Annotated in this window: 9 protein-coding genes; 4 read left to right on the top strand and 5 right to left on the bottom strand. The window is 72.7% G+C overall.

Annotation, left to right across the window (positions count from 1 at the left end; genetic code table 11):
* Positions 1-4 precede the first annotated feature (4 nt).
* The 4 genes from ACIQK6_RS32115 (at position 5) to ACIQK6_RS32100 (ending at position 4,274) form a co-directional block, all read left to right on the top strand.
* On the top strand, positions 5-811 hold the full coding sequence (locus tag ACIQK6_RS32115; RefSeq protein ID WP_329108141.1) for an STM4013/SEN3800 family hydrolase: 807 nt from the start codon (positions 5-7) through the stop codon (positions 809-811).
* Complete coding sequence (locus tag ACIQK6_RS32110; protein WP_329104819.1) at positions 808-2,178, top strand: STM4012 family radical SAM protein; 1,371 nt, start codon at positions 808-810, stop codon at positions 2,176-2,178. The genes ACIQK6_RS32115 and ACIQK6_RS32110 overlap by 4 nt, the downstream gene beginning before the upstream one ends.
* 5 nt (positions 2,179-2,183) lie before the next feature.
* On the top strand, positions 2,184-3,074 hold the full coding sequence (locus tag ACIQK6_RS32105; protein WP_402696163.1) for an STM4011 family radical SAM protein: 891 nt from the start codon (positions 2,184-2,186) through the stop codon (positions 3,072-3,074).
* A 114-nt stretch (positions 3,075-3,188) separates the two neighbouring features.
* A complete protein-coding gene (locus tag ACIQK6_RS32100) occupies positions 3,189-4,274 on the top strand; it encodes an alpha/beta hydrolase-fold protein (RefSeq protein ID WP_329104815.1) in 1,086 nt (361 codons plus the stop codon).
* A 25-nt stretch (positions 4,275-4,299) separates the two neighbouring features.
* Here the strand turns inward: ACIQK6_RS32100 and ACIQK6_RS32095 are convergent, their stop codons facing one another.
* The 5 genes from ACIQK6_RS32095 to ACIQK6_RS32075 form a co-directional block, all read right to left on the bottom strand.
* Positions 4,300-6,000, bottom strand: a complete 1,701-nt coding sequence (locus ACIQK6_RS32095; RefSeq protein ID WP_329104813.1) for an ABC transporter ATP-binding protein — start codon at positions 5,998-6,000, stop codon at positions 4,300-4,302.
* A complete protein-coding gene (locus ACIQK6_RS32090) occupies positions 5,987-17,014 on the bottom strand; it encodes an amino acid adenylation domain-containing protein (protein ID WP_402696161.1) in 11,028 nt (3,675 codons plus the stop codon). Before ACIQK6_RS32090 ends, ACIQK6_RS32095 begins: the two co-directional genes overlap by 14 nt.
* A 57-nt stretch (positions 17,015-17,071) precedes the next feature.
* The gene (locus tag ACIQK6_RS32085; protein ID WP_329104808.1) at positions 17,072-18,865 is read right to left on the bottom strand and encodes an ABC transporter ATP-binding protein; all 1,794 of its coding nucleotides are present in this window, start codon (positions 18,863-18,865) and stop codon (positions 17,072-17,074) included.
* A gap of 2 nt (positions 18,866-18,867) precedes the next feature.
* The gene (locus ACIQK6_RS32080; RefSeq protein ID WP_329104806.1) at positions 18,868-19,923 is read right to left on the bottom strand and encodes an iron-siderophore ABC transporter substrate-binding protein; all 1,056 of its coding nucleotides are present in this window, start codon (positions 19,921-19,923) and stop codon (positions 18,868-18,870) included.
* 113 nt (positions 19,924-20,036) lie between these two features.
* On the bottom strand, positions 20,037-20,897 hold the full coding sequence (locus ACIQK6_RS32075) for an ABC transporter ATP-binding protein (RefSeq protein WP_402696159.1): 861 nt from the start codon (positions 20,895-20,897) through the stop codon (positions 20,037-20,039).
* Positions 20,898-20,920 lie beyond the last annotated feature (23 nt).

Raw genomic sequence — 20,920 nt, 5'->3', positions numbered from 1 at the left:
CGACATGAACGAGGTCGTCGGCCGCGACGACCTGCTCCTGCTCACCCTGGACACCCTGCGCCACGACGTCGCCGTCGAGCTGGCCGCCGCCGGACGCATTCCGAACCTGGCCCGGCACCTGCCCGGGGGCGTCTGGGAGGAGCGGCACGCCCCCGGCAGCTTCACCTACGCCTCCCACCAGGCGATGTTCGCCGGCTTCCTGCCCACCCCCGCCCGGCCCGGCCCGCACCCCCGGCTGTTCGCCGCCCGCTTCGCCGGCAGCGAGAGCACCGCCGGCCGCACCTACGTGTTCGACACGCCCGACCTGGTGTCGGGCCTGGCCGCGACCGGGTACCGCACGGTGTGCATCGGCGGCGTCGGCTTCTTCAACAAGCAGGGCGCACTGGGTGACGTGCTCCCCGGCATGTTCCAGGAGAGCCACTGGGAACCGGCCTTCGGCGTCGCTTCGCCGACCTCCTTCGAGGCGCAGGTCGAGCGGGCCGAACAGGTCGTGGCCGCGCTCCCCGCCGACCAGAGGCTGTTCCTCTTCGTCAACGCCTCCGCGCTGCACCAGCCCAACTGGTTCCACCTCGCCGGCGCCACCGCCGAAGCGGGCGACACGCGCGCCACCCACGCCGCCGCCCTCGAGTACGTCGACCGGCACATCGGCCGGCTCCTCACCGCCATGAGCTCCCGCCGCCGCTGCTTCGCGATCGTCTGCTCCGACCACGGCACCACCTACGGCGACGACGGCTACACCGGCCACCGCCTCGCCCACGAGGCCGTCTGGACCGTGCCGTACGCCCACTTCTTCCTGGAGCCGTCCGCATGACCGCCCCCGCACCCGCGCCCGCCCCGCTCGCGCCCACCGCGCCGCCGTCGGGCCGCCCGTACCACGCCTACGTGTACGCCTACCCCCACAAGACCGCCTACCGGCCGCTGCCCGAGCGGCCCGCCCTGCGCGACCTGTGGCACGGCGAACGCAAGGACGCCCTCTCCCTCTACCTCCACATACCCTTCTGCGAGGTCCGCTGCGGCTTCTGCAACCTCTTCACCCGCATCGGCGCCCCCGACGGGCTCACCGGCCGCTACCTCGACGCCCTGGAGCGCCAGGCCACCGCCGTCCGCGACGCCCTCGGCGACGACGGCCCGGTCTCCTTCGCCAACGCCGCCTTCGGCGGTGGGACGCCCACCTTCCTCACGGCCCCCGAACTGGAACGGCTCTGCGACATCGCCGAACGGCGCATGGGCGCCGACCTGCGCGCCGTCCCGCTCTCCGTGGAGACCTCCCCCGCCACCGCCACCGCCGACCGGCTCGCCGTCCTCGCCGAGCGCGGCGCCACCCGCGTCAGCATCGGCGTCCAGAGCTTCCTCCCCGAGGAGGCCCGGGCGGCCGTGCGCCCCCAGCGCCGCGCAGACGTCGAGGCGGCGCTCGGCCGCATCCGCGACGCCCGCGTCCCCGTCCTCAACATCGACCTGATCTACGGGATCGACGGCCAGACCCCCGCCACCTGGCGCACCTCCCTGGACGCCGCCCTGGCCTGGCGCCCCGAGGAGCTGTACCTGTACCCCCTGTACGTCCGCCCGCTCACCGGGCTCGCCCGGCGCACCGCCGTGACCGACCGGGCCTGGGACGAGCAGCGCCTCGGCCTGTACCGGCAGGGTCGCGACCACCTCCTCGCGCACGGCTACGAACAGGTGTCGATGCGCATGTTCCGGCTGGCCGGTACGGCGCCCCGGGGCCCGGACGACCACGCCTGCCAGACCGACGGCATGATCGGCCTGGGCTGTGGCGCCCGGTCCTACACCTCCGCGCTGCACTACTCGTTCGACTACGCGGTCGACATGGGCGAGATCCGCGGGATCATCGACGACTACACCGCCACCGACGACTTCACCCGCGCCGTACACGGCCGGCCCACCAACGGCGACGAGGCGCGCCGCCGCCACCTCCTCCAGTCGCTGCTCCAGGCGCAGGGCATGCCGGTCGCCGACTACCGGGAGCGGTTCGGCGCCGACCCGCACGAGGACTTCCCGGCCGAACTGGCCGCGTTCGCCGCCCGCGGCTGGCTCGACCAAGACGGCACCGGCCCGCTCCTGCGCCTCACCCCGGAGGGCCTCGCCCACTCCGACGCGCTCGGCCCCGAGCTGTTCTCACCGGCCGTTCGGGCCGCGATGGCCGCCTACGAGGCCAAGTAGCCGCCGTGGACCTCACCCTGCTCTACCGCGGCCCGCTGGCCTCCTGCGACTACGACTGCCCCTACTGCCCGTTCGCCAAGCGGCGCGACACCACGGCCCAGCTGCGGGCCGACCGGGCCGCCCTCGAACGGTTCACCGGCTGGGCGCGCTCCCGTGCCAGGGAGGACCGGCTCTCCCTCCTGTTCACCCCGTGGGGCGAGGGACTCGTCCGTTCCTGGTACCGCCGTGCCCTCGTCGACCTCTCGCACCAGCCGGACGTCGACCGCGTCGCCATCCAGACCAACCTCAGCTGCCGCACGGACTGGCTCGCGGAGGCCGACCCCGCCACGCTCGCCCTGTGGTGCACCTACCACCCCGGGCAGACCCCGTACGACCGCTTCCTGGCCAAGCTGCGCGACCTCGCCGACCGGGGCATCCGCCACAGCGTCGGCATCGTGGGCCTCCCCGAGAACCTGGAGCACGCCCGCAGACTGCGCGCCGCACTGCCCGCCCACGTCTACCTGTGGGTGAACGCGGCCGACGGCCACACCTACACCGACGCCGAGGCCGACACGTGGACCGCCCTCGACCCGCTGTTCCCGTACAGCCGGCACCCGCACCGCTCGGCCGGACTGCCGTGCCGCACCGGCGAGTCGGTGATCTCGGTGGACGGCGACGGCACGGTCCGCCGCTGCCACTTCGTCCGCGCCGAACTCGGCAACCTCTACGACGGCACCTACCGGACCGCGCTCGGCCCGCGTCCGTGCCCGCTGACCACCTGCGACTGCCACATCGGCTACGTCCACCTGGAAACGCTGCCGCTCTACGACGTCTTCGCGGGCGGCGTCCTGGAACGCGTCCCGGCGGCCGGTACGCCACTGATACCCCTGCTCAGGAAGCCGCCGGCAGCAGGCTGACCGCCCGCACGATGCCCCTTCCTCCGTCGGTCGGGGTCGTGGTCCCCTCCCCGGACCCCACCGGAACGCTATAAACTTAGGTCAGCCTAACTCCCCCTGCCGCTAGGAGACTTCATGCCCCCGGAGACCGTCTTCGCCGCGTACGGGCTGCCCGGTGAGCCGGGGTCCGAGGAGTTTTGGGCGGCGGCCGCGGGGCCGGGGGCGGTGCCCGCCGAGGGCGGCGGCTGGACCACCCTGTTCCTGTGGCGGGGCGCTGAGGCCCGGATCGGCTTCGAGAGCTGGTCGCCGGAGGTCCCCCTGCGCCGGTGGGGCGACACGGACTGCTGGTACGCCGAGGTCCGCATGCCCGCGCGGCTGCGGGTCACCTACCAGTTCCTCGTCGACGACGCCGCGTACGCCGACCCGTTCAACCCGGTCGGAGCGGGAAGCGACCGGTCTGTCGCCGCCACCCCGGACGCTCCGGCCCAACCGCACTGGCCCGCCGTCGGGGCCGACGACGTACTGCCCCTCCCGCGGACCCGGCTCCGCTGGGCGAGCGAACGGCTCGGCGGGCGGCGGACCGTACGGGTCCACCCGGCGGGCGGCGGCGGACCCGTGGTCCTGCTGTTGGACGGGGACGACTGGCTGTACCTGCACCCGGCCGTGACCGCGTTCGACTCCGCCGTCGCCGCCGGCGAGATGCCCCCGGTCACCCTCGTCTTCCTGCCGACGAAGGACCGGGAGGCCGAGTTCGGGTGCCGGCCGGAGCTGTGGGAGGCGGTCCGGGACGAACTGCTGCCGCTGGTCGCGGAGTCCGGGGTACCCGTGGAAGGGGACCGCCTGGTGGTCGCCGGGCAGAGCCTGGGCGGGCTGAGCGCGGTGTACGCGGCGTTGGAGTTCCCGGACCTGGTGTCCCGGGTGGCGTGCCAGTCGGCCTCGCTGTGGTGGACGCCCGGCGCCGTGCGGTCGGCGGACCCCCTCGGCGGCCCGGTCGGCGGCTCCGTCGCCGCACGCCTGCGGGAGCGCCCCGACCTGTCCGGCCTGCGGATCGCCTTCGACGTGGGGGAACACGAGACGCGGATGCTCCCCCACTGCGAGCTGGTCGAGGCCCTGGCCGAGCGGTCCGGAGCGACCGTGCGGGCCTCCCGGTCGGCGTCGGGCCACGACCGCGCGGGCTGGCGCCAGGCCCTGCTCCGGGACGTGGCCTGGGCCCTCGGCTAGGCCGTGACCGGCGGGGTTCAACGGGTCAGCGGGCCACCGCCAGGCAGTATTCCTCGTCTCCGGCGAGGAGGTTGCGGTGGGTGTCCTCGGCCGTGATGACCCCGTCGTCCAGGACGAGCACGCGGTCGGCGGCGTCCAGGAGGGCCGGGCTGCTGGTGATCACGACCGTGGTGCGGCCCCGGCGCAGCTCCGCGATGTTGCGTGCGATGAGCTGCTCGGTGACCGCGTCCACGGCCGTGGTCGGATCGTGCAGGACGAGGACGTCGGCGTCGGCGGCCAGGGCGCGGGCCAGGGACAGCCGTTGGCGCTGGCCGCCGGAGAGGTTCGCGCCTCGGTCGCGGACCCCGTGGTCGAGTCCTTCGCGGTGGAGGGCGACGACGTCGGTCAGCATGGACGCCTCGACGGCCTCGGCGACCGTGCGGCTGGTGCCCGACGGGTCGATGTTCGTGCGGAGGGTGCCCGCGAAGATCTCCCCGTCGTACGGGTTCACCAGCAGGTGCGCGCGGACCGCCTCGATCGACAGGGCGGCGAGCTCCTCCCCGCTGACCCGCACCGCTCCTTCGTACGCGTGCGGCGGGACCTTCACGGCCAGGATCGCGGCGAGGTCGGCCGCCGCCCGCGGCTGGTAGACGGCGATCGCCACGAACTCGCCCGCCGGGACCTGGAACTTCAGGGCGCGCAGGGCCCCGTACCGGACGCAGTCGACCTCCAGGCCACCTCCGGCGGCCGGGCGCTCCGGCCCGTGGGTGGCCACCGGGGGCGCGCTCAGCACCAGCGCCATGCGCTCGGCCGAAGCGCGCGCCATCATCACGTACTTGGGCATGTCCGAGAACAACTTCAGCGGTTCCATGATGAACTGGGCGAGCCCGACGGCCATGACGAGCTCCCCGATGGTGATTCCGCCGTTGAAGGCCAGCCACCCGGCCGTCAGGGTCACGCCGGCGGCGAGCGCCGCGTTGAGGGCCGTCGCCGTGCCCGTGTAGGCACCGTTCACCCCGGCCACGGTGATCGCCTGGTGCTTCGCCTCCGTGCTGACCTTCCGGTAGGACCGGAAGGCGGCGTGGTTGCCGCCGAAGCCGTGCAGCGGGCGCAGGCCGGTGATCAGGTCGGCCACCTTCGCGCCCGCGCGGGCCACCCGGGCCTGCTGTTCGCGGGTGCTGGAGCCGATCCGGCGGGACATCACGCTCAAGACGGTGAGGATCAGGGCGGTGCCCACGATCACCAACAGGCCGAGCCGCACGTCGGCCAGTCCCAGGGCGACCGCCGCGACCAGCACGGCGACCAGTGAGCTGATCAGCAGCGGCACCACCTCGATGATGTCGGCCGTCTGGTCGGCGTCCTCGGTGGCGATGGTCAGCACCTCGCCGGACTTGAGGCCGGCGTCCCTGGCGACCGGCTCCAGCCCGCAGTCCGCGACCCGCACCCGCCAGCGGTGCGCCTCGGTCGTGTTGGCCTTCTGCAGGATGCGCATGCCGAACCGCCACGACAGCGACACGGTCGTGATGATCACGGCCAGCGCGCCGATCGACAGGGCGAGCGCACCGGGGCTGCGGTCCTGCATCGTGTGCTCGACGATCAGACCGAGCGCGATGGGGAAGGCGGTCTCACCGGCCTGGTAGAGGCCCATGAGGACGGTGCCCCAGGTCATGGCGCCGATGTTGCGGCGCAGGGCGGTCTTGAGGATGTCGGACCCCGGTCGGGGCCGCTGCGTGTCAGGAGTTTTCATCGAGGTGACGGGCAATCATTTCCGGAGTTCGCAACGTGAACAGATCACGGACCGTGATCACAGGACCGTACTCCCGGCGGAGCAGGCCGATCAGCCGCACCGCCAGCATGGAGTGCCCTCCCAGGGACACGAAATCGCTCAACGCGCTCACCTCGTCGTCGTCCAGGTCGAGTGCTTCGGCGAAGAACTCGCACACGACGGTCTCGGTCTCGGTCTGCGGTCCGCGCTCCCCCGCCGTGGTCAGCGTGCCGAGCGGCTTGGCCTCCGGCAAGGCCTTGGTGTCGGCCTTGCCGTTCACGGTCAGCGGGATGCGGTCCACCTGGGCGTAGTGCGTCGGGCGCAGGAAGTCCGGCAGCCCGGCTCCCACCTCGGCGGCGACCGCCGCCAGGTCACAGCCGTCGGAGCCGTCGGAGCCGTCCGGGCCCCCGAGTACGAGGTAGGCGGCCAGCCGGTAGGCGCCGTCGACCTGCGGGTCGGGCTGGGCGACCGCGGCGGTGAACCGCACGGCCGGGTGCGCGGCGAACGCGGCCTCTACCTCGCCCAGTTCGACGCGGTGTCCGCGGATCTTGACCTGTTGGTCGGTGCGGCCCAGGTACATCAGGTTCCCGTCGGGCCGCCGGGCCACCAGGTCCCCGGTGCGGTACATGCGTGCGCCGGGTGCACCGAACGGGCAGGCGACGAACCGGTCCGCGGTCTGGGCGGGCTGCCCGAGGTAGCCGCGGGCGATGCCGATGCCCGCCACGTACAGCTCGCCGGGGACGCCGTCCGGCAGCGGCCGCAGCCACGGGTCCAGGACGTACACGTCCGTGTTGTCGATGGCCACGCCCACCACCGGATCCTGGCATTCGAAGGTGCCGACGCCCAGGGTGTTGATGGTGTATTCGGTGGGTCCGTACAGGTTGTAGCCGGCCGTGCCCTCGGTCTCGGCGAGCCGCTGCCACAGGGTCGGGGTGACGGCCTCGCCGCCCAGCAGCACCAGGGCCGGCCGCCGCTCGGGGTGGTCGAGCAGGCCCTCGGCCACCAGCTGCTGCGCGTAGGTCGGGGTCACGTTGATGACGTCGATCCCGTGCTCCAGGCAGTACTCGACCAGGCGCGGGGCGTCGCGGCGCAGTTCCTCGTCGCAGATGTGCACCTCGTGGCCGTCGGCGAGCCAGAGCAGTTCCTCCCACGACATGTCGAAGGCGAAGGACACGGTGTGGGCGATGCGAAAGACCCGGTGGCCGTGGTCCGCCAGCACCGGCTCGAAGATCCGGCGCTGATGGTTGATCAGCATGTTGGTGAGACCGGCGTACTCGGTCACCACTCCCTTCGGCCTGCCGGTGGATCCGGACGTGTAGATCGTGTAGGCGGGGTGGCGCAGGCGGTCCGGGTCCTCGGGTGCGAAGGTCACGAACGGCTCGGCCCCGGGCAGGGGCCGGTCCAGTTCGATCAGGTCGCTGGTCAACCGGGGCGACACGGAGCTCACGGTGAGGGTCACCTCCGGGCGGGCGTCCGCGACGATGGCGGCGATCCGCTCGTCCGGATGGTCCAGCTCCAGCGGCACGTACGCGGCGCCCACGCGCAGTACGGCGAAGAGCGCGACGATCGAGTCGAGGGAGCGCGGGACGGCGAGGGCCACCGTCGTCTCGGGTCCGATGCCGCGTGCGGCGAGCACGCCCGCCAGCTCGCGGCTGCGGTCCCGGAGCCGCTCGAAGGTCATGGTCCGGCCGTGGGCGACGAGCGCGACCCGCCCCGGATCGCGCTCGGCCGCCAGGTCGAACCGGTCGACGACGGTGTCCGTGCCGACCTCCGTGCGTACGGCGGGCACCGGCTCGGGCCCCGCGCCCGGCAGCGCGCCCAGCGGCCCGGTGGAGCGGGCCAGCTCTCCGAGCAGGTCCAGGTAGTCGTCGAGGAGCCCCTCGGCCGCCCCGGTGTCGTGGTCGCGGTACTCCAGCTTGACCGTGAGCCGGTCGCCGGGGGTGACGACCCAGGTGAACGGGTAGTGGGTGGAGTCGTCGGCCCGTACCGCGGTGATGCCGTGCCGGGTGTTCATCTCGGCGAAGGCTTCCATGTCCAGGAAGTTCTGGAGCACGAACAGGTTGTCGAACAGGGTGTCGTGGCCGCCGGCCCGCTGGATCTCGCCGAGCCCGAGGTGCTCGTGCTCCATCGCCTCGACCCGGGCCGCCTGTACGGCCGTCAGGTACTCCCGGACGGTGTCGTCCGGCCGGGCCCTGGTCCACATGGGCACGGTGTTGAGCAGGACGCCGACGACCTCGGAGAGGTCCTCGCCCTCGCGGCCGGAGACGGTCACGCCGAACACGGCGTCGGCGCGGCCCGTGCGGGCGCCGAGCAGCAGCCCGAAGGCGCCGGTCAGCACCGAGTTGAGGGTGACGCCGTGGGTGCGGGCGAGGTCCCGCAGCAGCTGTGACGCTTCGGCGGAGAGGGTGCGCACGAGCGTCCGCGGCAGCGCGTCGACCAGGGCCGGCGTCGGCCCGGCGAGCAGCGTCGGGCCGGGGAGGCCGGTCAGGTGCTGCGCCCAGAAGCGTTCCGAGACGGCCGGGTCCTTGGCGTCGAGCGCCCGGGCGTAGTCCTCGAAGCCGGGCGTGGCCGGGGTCGGGGGCGTCAGCTCGCCCGCCACGGCCGCCTCGTAGGCGTCGAACAGGTCCCGCAGCACGATCTCGCGGGACCAGCCGTCCCACAGCAGCAGGTGGTAGCTGAGCAGCAGGCCGTCGCGGTCGCCGGGCAGCCGCACCACGGTCAGGCGGATCAGCGGCGGCTCGCCCGGGTCGAATCCGGTGTCGCGGTCGCGGGCGAGCAGGGCGTCGACCTCCGCGTCGGTCGCGAGGTCGATCGTACGGACACCGACCCGCCCGCCGGCGCCCAGGACCTGGACGGCCCTGCCGTCGTCGTCGGTGGTGAAGCCGGCTCCCACGACCGGGTGCCGGGCGATCACCCAGGCCATCGCCTCGGCCAGCGCGTCGGTGTCCAGACGCCGGTCGAAGGTGAACCAGCTCTGCGCGACGTAGTGTCCGGCCGGGCCCGCCAGCTGTGCCTGGAAGAACAGGCCGCGCTGGAGCGGGGTGACCGGGGCCGTGCGCTCGGCGGTCGTGGCGGCGACCGCGATGTGTTCCAGGGCGGCGCGCCAGTGCTCGGTGATCTCGTCGGGTACGCCCTCGACGAGGGTGAAGACCGCGTGCAGGCTTCCGGTGGCCGCGTCGGTCCAGGCGTTGACCTCGACGGCGTACGGGCCGCCCTCGTCGACGCCGGTGACGTGGAGGGCCTGCGACTCGCTGCCCCGACCCAGGTAGTTGAACAGCACCTGCGGGCGGGCGGTGAGCAGGGGGGCCGTCTGCGGGTTGAGGTACCGGAGCCCGCCGTACGCGATGTGCGCGCGCTCGTCCGGCTGGCGTTCGAGGACCTCGCGGGCCGCGGCGACGGGGTCGGTGTGCGCCGTGAGGCGCACGGGGGCGATGGCGGTGAACCAGCCGACCGTACGGGTGTAGTCGTGGTGCGGCGAGGCCGGGATCCGGCCGTGCCGCTCCAGCTCGATCGCCAGGTCGGTGGGCGCGGGCTGGATGCGGGTGAGCGCCGTGCGCAGCGCGCCGCACAGCAGTTCGGTGAGGCCGACCCCGAGTGCGGCGGGCGCGGTGCGCGTCACCTGGTCGCTGACCTCGGGCGCGAGGACGACCTTCGTCTCGCGCGGCCGCTCGGCCACGGGCAGCAGCGGGGGTGCCTGGAGGGTGGTGATCCAGTGCCCGAGGCCGTCGCTCTCGTGGGCCGCTCGGTCGGCCAGTGCCTGCGCGTACTCGGCGTAGGAGGTGGTCGGCGGCGCGAGCGGATTCCCGTGCAGGGCGGTGTCGATGTCGTCCAGCAGGATCAGCCAGGAGACGGCGTCGACGGCGAGGTGGTGCACGGTGACCACGAGGGTCCGGGTCGCGTCCAGCCAGGTGAACGCGATGACCTCCCCGGTCTCGGGGTCGAGCCGTCCGGCGGCTTCGTCCGCGGCGGCGCTCGCGTCGGGCGCGTCGCTGCGTACGACGGTGACCGCGCGGGCCGGTTCGGTGCGCAGGGCCCACACCCCGTGCTCGGTGCGCAGCCGCAGCCGCAGGGCCGGGTGGGCGGCGACGACGGCGTTCGCGGCGCGCTCGGCGTCGGCGTGACCGGTCCCCTCGGCCGTGACCAGGGCTCGGGCCTGGGCGAACCGGGCAAGGGATCCGCCGAGTTCGCGCCGGCGCAGGATGATCGGGGTCGGTGTCAGCGGGCCGTCCTCGCGGGGGGCGGCGGCGGGCGCGCCGGGCGTCGCGGGGCGCGGGGTGTGCGTCGCCAGGTGCTCGGCGAGCGCGCGCGGGGTCCTGAGCAGGAACACGTCGCGGGGGGCGATCGCGAGGCCCAGGGCCCTGGCCCGGTTGACGACGGTGATGGCGAGGATGCTGTCGCCACCGGCCCGGAAGAAGTCGCTGTCGCCGTCGACGGCGGTGCCGGGCAGGGTCTCGGTGAAGATGTCGATCAGGGCGGTGAGCGCGGACGCGGCCGTGGATCCGGTGGCGGATCCGGTCGTGGCGGCCGGTGCGTCGTGCGGTGCGGCGCGTGCGGTCAGGGCCTTGCGGTCCAGTTTGCCGTTGACCGTCAGCGGCAGGGCGTCGACGGGCAGGACCAGGCCGGGGACCATGTGGACGGGCAGCTTCGGGGCCAGCAGCGCGGCGAGGGCGGCGGTGTCGAAGGGGACCCGGGCCACGACGTGCGCCACCAGGTGGTCCGCGCTGTCGGCCACGGTGACGGCCGCGTCGATCACGCCGTCGAGTTCCCGGATCGCGGACTCCACCTCACCGAGCTCTATGCGGAAGCCCTTGAGCTGCACCTGGTCGTCGGCCCGGCCGGCGAACTCCAGCTCGCCGTCGAGCGTACGGAGGGCGAGGTCGCCCGTGTGGTACATGCGGGAGCCGTCGGCCGCGAACGGGTCCGCGACGAACCGGCCGGCCGTGAGGGACGGGCGGCCCAGGTAGCCGAGGGAGACCTGGTCGCCGGCGACGTAGATGGCGCCCACCCGGCCCGGCGGGACCGGTCGGAGCCGGTCGTCGAGCAGGTAGGTGACCAGTCCGGGGATCGGGCCTCCGATCGGGCTGGCCCCGGCGCCGGGGCGGAAGTCCTCGTCGGTCAGGACCCGGTGCGTGACGTGCACGGTGGTCTCGGTGATGCCGTACATGTTGACCAGCTCGGGCGAGGTCGTCCCGTGCCGCTCGACCCAGTCGCGCAGCCGCCCGGGATCCAGTGCCTCGCCCCCGAAGACGATCCGGCGCAGGGTGGTGACGGGTTCGTCGGCGTGCCGGTCGGCCTCGATGAACTGGTAGAAGGCCGAGGGGGTCTGGTTGAGGACGGTCACCCGGCGCTCGCGCACCAGGCGGTGGAAGTCGACGGGCGAGCGGGTCAGTGCGTACTCCGGCACCAGGAGCTCGGCACCGTGGGCCAGCGCGCCCCACAGTTCCCACACCGCGAAGTCGAAGGAGTACGAGTGGAACTGGACCCACACGTCGTGCGGACCGAAGTCCATGTCGGGTCGCGTGTTCGCGAGCAGGGTCACCACGCTGGAGTGCGGGACGACGACGCCCTTGGGCGTGCCGGTCGACCCGGAGGTGTAGATGACGTACGCGGGATCGTGCCAGTCGACCCCGGGCCCGGCGGCGTCCGCAGTGACCTGGTCGTCCCCGGTGACCCGGGCGTCCTGCGGCGGCAGCTCCCCCTGTACGAGCACGCGGGCCGGTACGCCCGCCCGGGCCAGCAGCCGCGTGAAGCGGTCCCGGTGCTCCCGGTCCACGAGCACGACCTGCGGGGCCGCGTCGGCGAGGACGTACTCCAGGCGTCCGTCCGGGTAGGCGAGGTCCAGCGGTACGTACGCACCGCCCGCGGTGACGACGGCGACGAGGGCGACGACCTGCTCGAGGGAGCGCGGGACGGCGACGGCGACCCGTTCGCCCGGCCGGACACCGGCGGCGCGCAGGGCCGAGGCCAGCTCGTCCTTTGCGTCGGCCAGTTCGCCGTAGGTCAGTGACCGGCTGCCGCCGTCGAGGGCGCACTGGGTGACGGCGGTGGCGGCCGGATCGCGGTGCGCGGCGGCGTCGAACAGTGCGCCCAGCGTCGTCGGGGTGATCGGTGCGGGGGTCCGGGTGCCGGTGGGAGCCAGGTCGTCGACGAGGTCGTCCGGCCGGCCGAGCAGGCCGGTGAGGGTGCGGGTGAAGGTGTTCAGGACCGTCCGGGCGGTCGACTCCCGCACCAGCGCGCCGTCGTAGATCAGGTTGAAGCGGGGGCGGCCGTCGAGCGCGCGCTCCACCACGAGGGTCAACGGGTAGTGCGGGGCGCCCTCGTTCACGACGTCGCTGATGACGAGCGTGTCCTCGGGCCCGCGCAGGTCCGCCACGTCGGTGGCCACGTCGAACACCACCAGGGTGTCGAAGAGCGGGCCGGCTCCGCTCAGGCGGCTGATGCGCGCCAGTGAGACGTGTTGGTGCGCCAGCACCGCGCTCTGGTGGTCCCGTACCGAGGCGAGCAGGTCGCGCGCCGGGGTGCTGGCGGCCCACCGGGCGCGCACCGGGATGGTGTTGATGAACAGACCGACCATGTCCCCGATGCCGGGCACGTCGGCGTCGCGCCCGGACACCGTGGAGCCGAAGACGACGTCCCTGGTGTGCAGGAGGCCGCCGAGCGTCGCGGCCCAGGCGCTGTGCACGGCCGCGCTCAGCGGCACACCGGCGGATCGGGCGGCCTCGTCGACGTCCCCTTCCGGCGAGGTGGCGGTGTCGGCGAACCGGTCGGACGGCGTGTGTCCCTCGGCGACCAGCGAGGGGCCGGGGAGCCCGGCGAGCTGCTCGCGCCACACCCGGTCGCTCTCGTCCTCGTCGCGTCCGGCGAGCCAGCGCACGTAGTCGGTGAAGCCGCCGAGCGGGTGCACGGTGCCCGGCGCACGGTATTCGGTCAGCAGTGCGCGGAGCATCGGTGGCACCGACCAGCCGTCGGCGATGATGTGGTGAACGGTCTGCACCAGCACGCTGCGGGCGGGTCCCGTACGGATCAGCGTGTACCGCATCAGCGGGCCGCTCGCCAGGTCGAACCCGGCGCGGCGGTCCCGCTCGGCGTGCTCGCGGATCTCCTCGTCGGTGATGCCGGGGCGGTCCAGGGTGGTGAACGGGGCCTGGACCCCGCCCTCCAGCACGGAGACCACGCGGCCGTCGGCGAGGGCCGTGAACCGTGCGGCCAGATTGGGGAAGAGCGTGAGCAGTCGGGTGGCGGCCGCGGCGAGCCGATCGGCGTCCACCTCTCCGTCCAGGGTCAGGAGCTGTTGCTCGACGTAGCTGCCCGCGGAGTCGTCGTCGAAGACCGAGTGGAAGTAGAGGCCCTCCTGGAGCGGGGTCAGCGCCAGAACGTCCCGCAGCTCCGGGCCGTCCAGCTCGTCGACGTCGGCCTGGGTGAGTGCGGGCAGGGCGAAGTCACTGGGCGAGTGGCCGCCGAGACCCAGTGCGGCCAGGTCGATGACGGCCAGTGCGGCCAGTCCGGCCAGGGCTTCGCGGAAGTACCCGCCGATGGTTTCGATGTCCTGGTCGCCGAGCAGCCCGTCGGGCCAGGAGAGGGTGGTGACCAGTTCGTACGCGCCTCCGGCCGCGGTGGGTTCGGCGATCGCATTGAACTCCAGGGCGCGCGGCAGCCGCATCCGGGGATCGCGCTTCTCGCCCAACTGTGCCGTGGTGTGGGCGAGTTCCCAGTCGCCGGCGGAGCCCGCGTCGAAGCGACCCAGGTAGTTGAAGAGCACCTGGGGTGCGGGCGCGTCGAACGCGGTGCCGTCCAGGTAGCGCAGGGCGCCGTAGGAGACGCCGTTGCTCGGCACCCGGGCGAGGTCCTCCTTGACCGCCTTGAGCGCGGCGACCAGGTAGGCGGGGGCCGTCAGGTCGTCGGCCGCGCCGGGGTCGACGGTCACCGGGAACAGGGTGGTGAACCAGCCGACGGTCCGTGACAGTTCCGGCTCGAAGCCGGCGGAGTCCGCGACGTGGCGTCCTTCGCGGCCGTGGCCCTCCAGTTCGATGTGCGCGAACGTCTGGTCCTGGCCGAGGTCGCGGCGCCACCGGGCGAGGGTGACGGCGAGCGCGGTCAGCAGCACGTCGTTGACCCCTGCGTGGAACCTCGCGGGGACCTCGCCCAGGAGCGCGGCCGTGACGTCGGGGCCGACCGAGAGGGTCGTCGTGCGTTCGCGGGCGACGGTGTCGGCCGCGGACGGCGCGCGCCGGCCCAGCGGCGCGTCCGCCCCCGGCAGGGCGCGCCGGTAGTGGTCGCGGTCGGCGTCGAATCCCGCGCGCTCCAGCAGCTGCGTCCAGCGCCGGAACGACGTGCCCACCGGGGGCAGGTCGATCGGCGCGCCCGAGACGTACCAGCGCCAGGCCGTGGAGAGGTCCTCCATCAGGATCCGCCAGGACACGCCGTCGATGACCACGTGGTGGGCGACCAGGACCAGCTGGCGCGCCCCGCGGCGCCAGACGGCGCGCAGCATCACTCCGTTCGCCGGGTCCAGCCCGTCGGTGGCGAGTGCGACGCACTCGTCGAGGGGCAAGTCGCTCTCCTGCCAGCGCTCTACGGCGTGGTCCGGCTCCGGGATCTCGAAGCTCCAGCGCTCGCCCCGCACCAGCTTGGCGCGCAGCATGTCGTGCCGTGCGACCACGGCGGCCAGGACGGCGTCGAGCGCGTCGGCCGTGAGGTTCGCCGGGGTGTTGAGCACCACCGACTGCACGAAGCCGTCGATGGCGTCCGTGGTCGCGCCGAGCCACTGCACGATCGGCGATCCCACGACCGTACCAGTGGCGACGTCGCCGTGGTCCACGGCGGCGGCTTCGCGGTCCGCGACCGCCGCCAGCGCGCCCACGACGCTGTTGGTGAAGATCTGGCGGGCCGTGACGTGCAGGCCCGCTTCGCGCAGGGCGCTCAGCAGGGAGATCGCCAGGATGCTGTCTCCGCCGAGCTGGAAGAAGTCCTGGTCGACGCCGACCGCGTCGCGCCGCAGCACCGCCGCAACTGCTGCGCACACCAGGCGCTCGTTCTCGGTGACGGGCGGGGCGAGCGCGCCCGCGCCGGTCCGGGGCTCCGGCAGCGCGCCCCGGTCGAGCTTGCCGTTCGCGGTGAGCGGGAACTCCTTCATCACGACGATGTGGGTGGGCACCATGTACTCCACCATGTGCCCGGTGGCCCACTGCTTGACCTCGTCGGCGCGCAGGTCCTCGCTGCCGGTGGCGGGTATCACGTAGCCCACGAGGTAGGTGCCGCCGGCCGTGTTCTTCTTCGCGACGACGCAGGTGTGGCGTACCGCGGGGTGCTCGGCGAGGCCGACCTCGACGTCCTCGATCTCCAGCCGCATGCCGCGGATCTTGATCTGGTTGTCGGCGCGGCCGAGGAAGTCCAGGGATCCGTCGGGGGCGAAGCGCGCGAGGTCACCGGTGCGGTACAGCCGGGACCCGTCCGTGGCGAAGGGGTTCGCGACGAACCGGGAGGCGGTCAGGCCGGGCGCGCCCACGTATCCGCGCCCGAGCAGGAACCCGCCGACGTACAGCTCGCCGCCGACCCCGACCGGGACCGGGCGCAGTTCGTCGTCCAGCACGTACAGCTGGGTGTTGGGGTTGGCCTTGCCGATCGATGTCGACAGGCGTTCCGCGGCGCCCCGGTAGATCACGTGCGAGACGCCGATGGTCGTCTCGGCCGGGCCGTAGCCGTGGTACATGGGTAAGTCGAGCCGGGTGCGGAAGCGCTCGTACAGCTCCGGGGTGAGCACCTCGCCGCCGCACCACACGTGCCGCAGGCTGTCGAGGCGTCCGGAGTCGCCCGCGATCTCCAGCAGTACGTCCAGCATGGACGACACGAGGTAGGTGAAGGTGACGCGCTGCTCGGCTATCACGCTCAGCAGGTGGTGCGGGTCGCGTTCGCCGCCGGGGCGCAGGACCACCAGCCGGCCGCCGCACACCAGCGGCAGGAAGATCTCGTTGATGGAGATGTCGAAGGACAGCGGCGCCTTGAACAGGGACGCGTCGTCGTGGCCGAAGCCCAGGATCTCTTCGACCTGCCACAGCAAGCGCTCGCTGATGGCCTCGTGGCGGATCATCGCGCCCTTGGGCCGGCCGGTCGAGCCGGAGGTGAAGATCACGTAGGCCAGCGCGTCGCCCGGGACGGTGAGGGCGGTCCCCTCGCCGGGGTAGGAGCCGAACCGCCAGTCGCCGAGGTCGACGGGCACGGCTTCCGGTTCGTCCGGGGCGTGTTCGCCCGAGTCGTTGAGCTGCAGTACGACGCGGGCGTCGGCGATGACGACGGAGCGGCGGGCGGCGGGCCACTGCGGGTCGAGGGGGACGAACGCGGCTCCGGCCTGGAGCACGCCGAGCAGGCCGATCACCATGGCGGCGGAGCGGTCCAGGGAGATGGCGACGACCTGTTCGGTGGTGATTCCGCGTGCGATCAGGTGGTGGGCCAGCTGGGCGGAGAGCTCGGCTGCCTGACGGTAGGTCAGCGAGCGGTGTTCGTCGACGATCGCGACCGCGTCCGGCCGCAGGCGGGCCTGCTCGCGGAACATCTCGACGATGGTCGGGCGGATCCGGTCGGCCCCGGTGTCGTTCCACTCGGCCAGGGTGGCGAGTCTCTGCGCGATGCCGGACGGGCCGATGGTGGCGAGGGACCGGCCCGGGAAGTCGGCCAGGTCGTCCAGGGCGAGCTGTGCGTCAGCCGGTACGACGCCTTCCGGGAGGGTGATGCTGCGGCCGTCCTCGCCGTCCGGGCCGTGCGCCCCGACCTCCCAGCCGGCGGTTGCGGCACCGCCGTTGTCCGCCCAGCCGAGGACGTCGGCGAAGAGGGTGCCGGGGGTGAGTTCCAAGCCGTCGGGACTCCGTCCCGTGGCCCAGTAGGCCAGTGCGATGGCGCAGGCCCGGGCAATGGTCGTGTCGCCGTAGTCGCCGGACCGCCGGCGCACGTCTGCCAGGCGGGTGGGGGGAAGCAGCACGAGACGAGCGGTCGATTCCGTCATCGGAGGCTCAACGCCCTTTCCAGATCGATATGTCGGCCCAACCGAAAAATGGGCTGCCTAACTGCCTTCGCGCCAGGCCCGCCACAGTCGTGCGTAGCGGCCGCCCAGGGCCACCAACTCCTCGTGCGTCCCCTGCTCCACGACGCGTCCCGCGTCCAGTACGGCGATCCGGTCCGCCGCCATCGCCTGGGTCAGCCGGTGCGCCACGAACAGCGTGGTCCGGCCCGCGCACGCGGCGAGCACGGCCCGTTCCAGCTCGGCCGCCCCCTCGCTGCCCGCCTCCGCCGTGGATTCGTCGAGCACCACGACGGGGGTGCGGCCCAGCACCAGCCGGGCCAGGGCGATGTGGGCGACCTTGGTGCCGTCGAGGCGTTCGCCGCCCTCGCCGACGGGCGTGTTCAGCCCGTCGGGCAGCGCGTCGACCCATGCGTCGGCACCGATCGTGCGCAGGGCGTCCATCAGCTGGGCGTCGGTCGCCTCCGGTGCGGCCAGGCGCAGGTCCTCGGCGAGCGGACCGGAGAAGACGTGCGTCTCCTGCGTCAGGATGCTGACCAGGGCCCGCGCCCCGGCCTCGTCGAGACCGGCGAGGTCGGTGGACCCCATGTGCACCGATCCGGCCTGCGGGGTGCCGATGCCCGCGATCAGCGCGGCCAGGGTGGACTTGCCCGCGCCCGTCGCCCCGACCAGCGCGAGCGAGGTGCCGGCCGGGATCGTGAGGTCGACGTCCCGGACGACCGGCTCCTCGGAGTCGGGATAGCGGAACGTCAGCCCGCGCACCGTCACGGGCACCGGGTCGGGCGGGTCCGCCGCACGGGCCGCGGCCAGGGCGCCCACCAGCCGGTCCTCGGAGTCCTCCTCCAGCACTCCGACCAGGCGGGTCAGGCTCGCGCCCGACTTCTGCGCCTCGTCGAAGGTGAACATGATGGAGCCGAGCGGGGTGAAGAGGCGGTGGAACAGCAGTGGGGCCGCGGAGACCTCGCCGAGGCTGGCGGCGTCGGCCTCCAGCAGGGCGTACCCCACGACGATGATGAGGACCAGTCCGATGAACTCGGCGCGGTTCTCCCGGCCGACGAAGCGGCCGAAGAGCCGGAACACCTCGATTCCGAGTTCGCGCACCCGCCACGACTCGTGGGTGACCTTCTCGCGGACGGCCCCTTCGAGGCGGTACGCCCGGACCGTGTCTATCCCGTTCAACCCGCTGATCAGGGCCTGCGCACGGTCGGCCTGGGCCGCCCGCTGCTTCTGGTAGAGCGGGGCGGAGCGGGGCAGGTACCAGCGCAGGGCCAGCCCGTACGCGGGCAGCGCGCAGGCACCGGCCAGTCCGAGCCGCCAGTCCAGGCCGAACATGCCGAGCGTGGCGATGACGACCAGCACCCCCGCCGAGAACACGGTGGGAACGGCCGTCCTGATGCCCTTGGACAGCACGGCCACGTCGTCGCCGACCCGGGAGAGCACGTCTCCCCGGCCGACCTGCTCGATCCGGGCGCTCGGCATCCCCAGCACCGCCCGGACGGCGCCTTCGCGCAGCCGTGCGAGCAGGTCCGCACCGAGGCGCCCGATGAGGTAGGTCGACAGGGCGGTGGCCGCCGCGCCGAGCAGCGCGGCGGCCACCATCAACACCCCGGTCGTGACCAGGATCGAGCGCGGTCCGCCCGCGACCACCCCGTCGACGACCCGACCGAGCAGGAGCAGCGGGAGCACCTGGAGGGCCGCCCCCGCCACCGTGGTGAACACGGTGGCGATGGTCAGCCACGGCACCTCGCGGCAGTGCGCCGCGACCCAGCGGGTGGCCTCGCGTCCGGTCGTGGTGCGCAGGGTCGACGGGGCGACGCGCGCGGCGGTGATGCTCACACTTAACCGACCGACTTGACGAGTTCGTCGATCGCGTAGGGCAGGGAGAGCAGGGTGCCCTGGGACATGGCCGCGCCGACGGCCGGGCCCTCGCTGTCGAGGAGGTAGGAGACCTTGCCGTTCTTGACCGCGTTCAGGTTGGTGAACAGCTGGAACTTCTTCAGTGCTTCCTGGTCCGCCTTGTCGGCGATGACGAAGAGGCGGTCGACGTCGACGAGGTCCATGCGCTCCGGGGAGAGCGTGGTGTAGAACTTGCCGTCCGCGATCTTGTCGATCTCGGTCTGGCCCTTGTAGCCGATGCCCGTCACCAGCCGGCCGCGGACGTCGGTGGTGGTGAACGGGGCCACCGAGTCCTTGTACCAGGACAGGGGGACGGCGGTCTGGTTCGCGAACTCGGGGTGCGCCTTCTTGGCCGTGTCGAGCTTGTCCTGGATGCCCTTCACCAGCTCGGTGCCCTTGGCCTCCTGGCCGAGCGCCTTGGCGATGTGGACGGCGTTGTCCTGCCAGGGAGCGCTGAACGGCTCCTTCTCGGCCTTGGTGCGGCCCACCGTCGGGGCGATCTTGGAGAGCTTCTCGTAGCCGGCCTGGTCGATCTCGGAGTACACGACGATGATCAGGTCCGGGCGCAGGGCCGCGATCTTCTCGTAGTTCGGGCCGGCGTCACCGTTGTTCATGATGACCTCGGGGCGGGTGTCCCCCCACTTGTCCTTCACCCACGGCCACTGGGTGTTGATGTCGGGGGAGGTGCCCGGCGGGTTCGGGTACTGGTCGACCATGCCGACCGGCTTGATGCCGAGCGCCAGGATGGCCTGGTCGTCGGTGTATCCGACCGAGACGACCCGCTTGGGGGCCTTGTCGACCTTGGTCGATCCGAAGGCGTGCTCGACGGTGACCGGGAAGGTGCCCCCGGCGGCCGGGGCGCCGTCGCTCTTCTTGTCGGCCTGGTCCGCCGAATCGGAACCGCATCCGGCCAGGAGGCCGACACCGAGGGTCGCGGCGGACACTCCTGCCGCCAGCCGCTGCCAGGGCTTCATACGTGTCGTTCGATGGAAAAGCATCCGAAATCCCTTGCTTTCGTGCCGTCCACTGCAGTTCCGCCCGAGGGCAGCCAAACCCTACCGCGCTCAAGTGAGGCTAGCCTAGCCTTACTTGCAACGTAACTTTGTTTGATCTATGGGGTGTTCACGTGGGCGCGCCCGATGGGCACGATCAGCGGCCGGTCCCCCACCGGGTCGTCGATCACCTTGGCGCGCAACCCGAACGCCTCGTACAACAGCTCCGCGGTGATCACGTCACGGGGATGCCCCTGCGCAAGGATCGAACCGGCCTTCATCACGATGAGGTTGTCGCTGTAGCGCGTGGCCAGATTGAGGTCGTGCAGCACCAGGACCACGGTGCACCCCGACTCGTGCAGGTCGTCCACGAGGTCGAGCACGTCGATCGCGTGCGCCAGGTCCAGATAGGTGGTCGGCTCGTCCAGGAGCAGCAGGTCGGTGCCCTGTGCCAGCGTCATCGAGATCCAGACCCGCTGCCGCTGCCCGCCGGACAGCGCGTCGACCGGACGGTCGGCCAGGTCGGACACCCCGGTCATGGCCAGGGCCCGCGCCACGACGTCGGCGTCGTCGGAGGACCACTGCCGCAGCCAACTCTGGTGCGGATGGCGCCCCCTGGCGACGAGGTCGGCCACGGTGAGCCCCTCCGGCGCCACCGGAGCCTGCGGCAGCAGGCCGAGCTTCTTGGCCACGTCCCTGGTCCTGAGCCGGCCGATGTCCTCACCGTCCAGCACGACCGATCCGCTGGTCGGTTTGAGCAGCCGGGACAGGGTCCGCAACAGGGTCGACTTCCCGCACCCGTTGGAGCCGATGATCGTGGTGATCACCTGCGGGGGGATCGACACGTGGAGGTCGTCGATGACCACCCGGCCGCCGTACCCGACGGTGACCCCTCTGGCCGCCAGCCGTACGGCCTCGTCCCCGTCGGACTCGATCCCGGCGATCTGCGATACGGCCACAACTCCCCCTGAAATAGGCATGTCTGAAGGGTCTGGTGTCTGAA

This window comes from Streptomyces sp. NPDC091682, assembly GCF_044756625.1.
In the GTDB taxonomy this organism is placed as follows: Bacteria; Actinomycetota; Actinomycetes; order Streptomycetales; family Streptomycetaceae; genus Streptomyces.
The sequence above is the reverse complement of the archived record's forward strand: the minus strand, read 5'-3'. Positions and strand labels throughout refer to the sequence as shown.

What these genes read in the sequence shown, in the direction of transcription:
- ACIQK6_RS32115 (WP_329108141.1), top strand. Translation starts at nt 5, where the DNA reads ATGAACGAGGTCGTCGGCCGCGACGACCTGCTCCTGCTCACCCTGGAC.
- ACIQK6_RS32110 (WP_329104819.1), top strand. Translation starts at nt 808, where the DNA reads ATGACCGCCCCCGCACCCGCGCCCGCCCCGCTCGCGCCCACCGCGCCG.
- ACIQK6_RS32100 (WP_329104815.1), top strand. Translation starts at nt 3,189, where the DNA reads ATGCCCCCGGAGACCGTCTTCGCCGCGTACGGGCTGCCCGGTGAGCCG.
- ACIQK6_RS32095 (WP_329104813.1), bottom strand. Translation starts at nt 6,000, where the DNA reads ATGAAAACTCCTGACACGCAGCGGCCCCGACCGGGGTCCGACATCCTC.
- ACIQK6_RS32090 (WP_402696161.1), bottom strand. Translation starts at nt 17,014, where the DNA reads ATGACGGAATCGACCGCTCGTCTCGTGCTGCTTCCCCCCACCCGCCTG.
- ACIQK6_RS32080 (WP_329104806.1), bottom strand. Translation starts at nt 19,923, where the DNA reads ATGCTTTTCCATCGAACGACACGTATGAAGCCCTGGCAGCGGCTGGCG.
- ACIQK6_RS32075 (WP_402696159.1), bottom strand. Translation starts at nt 20,897, where the DNA reads ATGCCTATTTCAGGGGGAGTTGTGGCCGTATCGCAGATCGCCGGGATC.